At 49.7% G+C, this 3,139-nt stretch carries 4 protein-coding genes; 2 read left to right on the top strand and 2 right to left on the bottom strand.

Annotated elements, in window-relative coordinates; genetic code table 11:
* Positions 1-1,082: Tn3 family transposase (locus tag AKL28_RS23185; protein WP_156226463.1), on the top strand; the 1,082-nt coding region annotated here is incomplete at its 5' end.
* Positions 1,079-1,429 carry a Tn3 family transposase post-transcriptional regulator TnpC gene (gene tnpC / locus AKL28_RS23180; protein ID WP_050470651.1) on the top strand — a complete coding sequence of 117 codons (351 nt, stop codon included), beginning with the start codon at positions 1,079-1,081 and terminating at the stop codon, positions 1,427-1,429. The genes AKL28_RS23185 and tnpC, both read left to right, overlap by 4 nt.
* 31 nt (positions 1,430-1,460) lie before the next feature.
* Here tnpC and AKL28_RS23175 read toward each other — a convergent pair whose 3' ends face one another.
* Together AKL28_RS23175 and AKL28_RS23170 are read right to left on the bottom strand one after the other, a co-directional pair.
* On the bottom strand, positions 1,461-2,291 hold the full coding sequence (locus tag AKL28_RS23175) for an acyltransferase family protein (RefSeq protein WP_050470650.1): 831 nt from the start codon (positions 2,289-2,291) through the stop codon (positions 1,461-1,463).
* 486 nt (positions 2,292-2,777) lie between these two features.
* Positions 2,778-3,139, bottom strand: a 362-nt coding sequence (locus tag AKL28_RS23170) for an autotransporter outer membrane beta-barrel domain-containing protein (RefSeq protein ID WP_156226462.1), incomplete at its 5' end; no start/stop codon positions are given.

Below are 3,139 nucleotides of genomic sequence, written 5' to 3'. Positions count from 1 at the left end.
ATGTCAACCAGCGCCACATGAGCCTGGAACAACTAGACAACGCTTGTCGCGACCTTACGGAGCTGTACCTTCGATTGGAACTTCCGAAACTCTGGGGCGATGGAACGAAGGTGGCCGCTGACGGCACACAATACGATTTTTACGAACAAAATCTGCTTGTAGGCATGCACTTCCGATACAAGCGGATGGGGGCCGTGGCATATCGCCATGTGGCAGATAATTACATCGCAAATTTCCGCAGTTTTATTCCGCCGGGAATGCTGGAAGCGATATATGTCATTGAAGGTCTGATGAAAGCGGGTCTAAGCGTCCAGCCTGATACGGTCTATTCCGACACGCACGGACAGTCTGAGGTCGTATTTGCATTCACCTATCTGAATGGCATCCAGCTAATGCCTCGAATTCGTAACTGGAAGGATCTGAAATTCTATAAAGCGGACAAGACCACTAAGTACAAGCACATCGACAGGCTATTTAGCGATGTTGTTGACTGGAAATTAATCCAGAACCACTGGCAAGATCTCATGCAAGTAGCGATCTCGATCCAGCAAGGAAAGGTGGCGTCTCCGATGCTCCTTCGAAAATTGAGTCATGACGGCCGCCACAATCGACTCTTTGCGGCTGCAAGGGAGCTGGGCAGAGTACTGCGCACCATCTACCTGTTACGCTGGATCTCGCAAAAGGAGATGCGTCAAGAAGTAACTGCTACGACCAACAAAATCGAGTCTTACCATGCGTTCACCAAATGGCTCGATTTTGGCGGTGACGTCATCACCGAAAACGACTTGAACGAGCAGCAAAAGAGAGTGAGATATATCGACCTGGTGGCTTCCGCAGTCATTTTGCAGAACACGGTGGATATGATGCGAATTATCCAGGAGCTTTATGCAGAAGGTGAGCAAATTGCCGTTGAAGATGCAACATATATGAGCCCATATGGCACGACGGGCGTCAAACGCTTCGGAAATTATTTCCTTGATATGAAGCGTCCGCCGGAGGCTTGGCTTAAGGAGGCACTATTCAAACAGGCTGCAAAAAGAGCGAGGGCGGAAGCACCGAAAGGCGCAGAGGGAGTCGCATGACTAAAGAACACGAAACCATAAAAACTGCCTATGGCCTGGTAGATAACGATGCCCTAAAGAAACTTCAGCAGGAATTCGACACTTCGGCTTTATTAACTATCGTCGACGAACTTGATAAGGTCATAGATTTGCTGCGTTCAGAGGATGGACTGCGCGACGAAATACTTCGCTTGCATGGGATGGCTCACACCGTCTTGAACGGCGCCGGTCTCTCTGTGCCGACAGGGGAGGACTCATTACCAGAGATGGTATTTGACACAATCAGCTGCGTTCAACGCGTCGTAGGGATTATGCGTGGTTGGCAGCGATCAATAGAGCCCCTTGAGGCGCTCGGGCCAAAAGAATGATTAAGTTATAAAGGCGACTTTCTTTATTACTTTAAGGCTTATGTATGAACATTAGCCTTATCTCGGCTGGACCTCTATAGAAGAGCGCGGGATACAGAACAAGCGCGATCCCTGCCAGGGAAGTCAGATTGCCGACAATACTGCGTACTGCTACGGGAATCGCATGAAAACGCGCCCTCATCGCATTGGCAGAAACCGCCAGACAGCATCCGGCAAGCAACTCCCAGAATCGGGCGAATGAATTGTAAAAGGCCGATGTAGCCTGCCTTGAATCAAGCAGGTGCTGGCCAAAAAAATAGGAAAGCAATGCTAACGCAGCCACCACGACAAACTTCCACTTGATCCGCTCCGCTCTTAACAACAACACGAAAAGGGCGGGAAAGATCAGATAGAACTGCTCCTCGACACCCAGCGACCAAGTATGAAGCAACGGCTTGATTTCGGCAGCTGGTGAAAAATAGCCGACATCTCTCAAAAAATACCAATTCGATCCCAGTGCCAAAAATGCCAGCAAACTACCGCCGAAATCCTGATATTCCTGAATATAAAGCCGTTTGGTAAACCATATCGCACACGCCAGCAAGACAACCGCCGCCGCAGGAGCCAGGCGCCTGATTCGCCGCAGATAAAAATCAGAAAAGGTGAAGCGCCCCGAGCCAACTTCATTGATAAGCAGGTTACTTATCAGATAACCTGAAATGACAAAAAAGACATCTACGCCGACATAGCCGCCCGGCAACCAAGGAAAATTGGCGTGATAAATAACAACCAATAAGACCGCAATCGCTCTGAGGCCATCAATATCCGGCCGATAACCTGCAGCATTTCCCCCTACTTCACGCCCAATATAATTGTTGTTCATGCCCCAGCCGCCCACTTGCTTTTATAAAGGAAGGCGCCATTCTATGGTTACATCTTAAGTTAAGCAAATCATCCAATTTTGAAGTATTGGTTTAGTTTGGCTCGTTGGTCGTTACAAAATGTTTGCGAACGATTCCTGTCATCATCAAGACTCCAAACATGGCTATTAATACCTGCCTACCGCTCCTAAGTAACGAACAAAGTCGGTCGCGATGGTGAATTCACCGAACCTCGCATCAAGATTTTGCTTATTAAGAAGATGGACGAAGCCGTACTCTAGTCACCCTACTTCAACGGAACTTGCCCCCATCACCGAGAGATATTGTGATTCTACGAAAGGTGCGTACTGCTTTAGGTATTAGGGCAATTTCACACCCGTCGCTCTGAATGACCATGTTTGCGAATTGAAGCCAGCGCTCTGCCCCCAAAATCTGATATTCCTCGGTGAGCATTCACCGCCTATGCTGCGTAGCTGCCAATATCCGGCCTAGAACTGCATTTTGAAACCAGCCGTAGCGGACGCGCTATAACCACCCTTAAGATCGCTGTCAGCAGCAATTTCTCCGTAGATGGAGTAGCGCTCACCCCAGGCATAGTCTCCGCCCACTCCCACACCGGCCCAGGTGCGCCCTTGGCGAGTGTCAAACGGTGTCCCCGACACAATCACCCGGGTGCCGTTGAGGAGTTCGCGTTTAAGATTGATCAGACTATACAAGTTGAGCCGGCGCATCTGTCCGGTAGCGTCCCGCGAATTGGTTTGGTAGTCGAACGCAAGGCCGAGCCGTCCTTGCAAACTCTCCCCCTTGTCACTGTCGACTTGCGCAGCAAACCGGTCCTTGAAGCCGAAAC

Origin of the sequence: Herbaspirillum chlorophenolicum (genome assembly GCF_001189955.1) — a bacterium.
GTDB lineage: Bacteria > Pseudomonadota > Gammaproteobacteria > Burkholderiales > Burkholderiaceae_D > Herbaspirillum > Herbaspirillum chlorophenolicum.
This window is presented reverse-complemented; position numbering and strand designations above follow the sequence as displayed.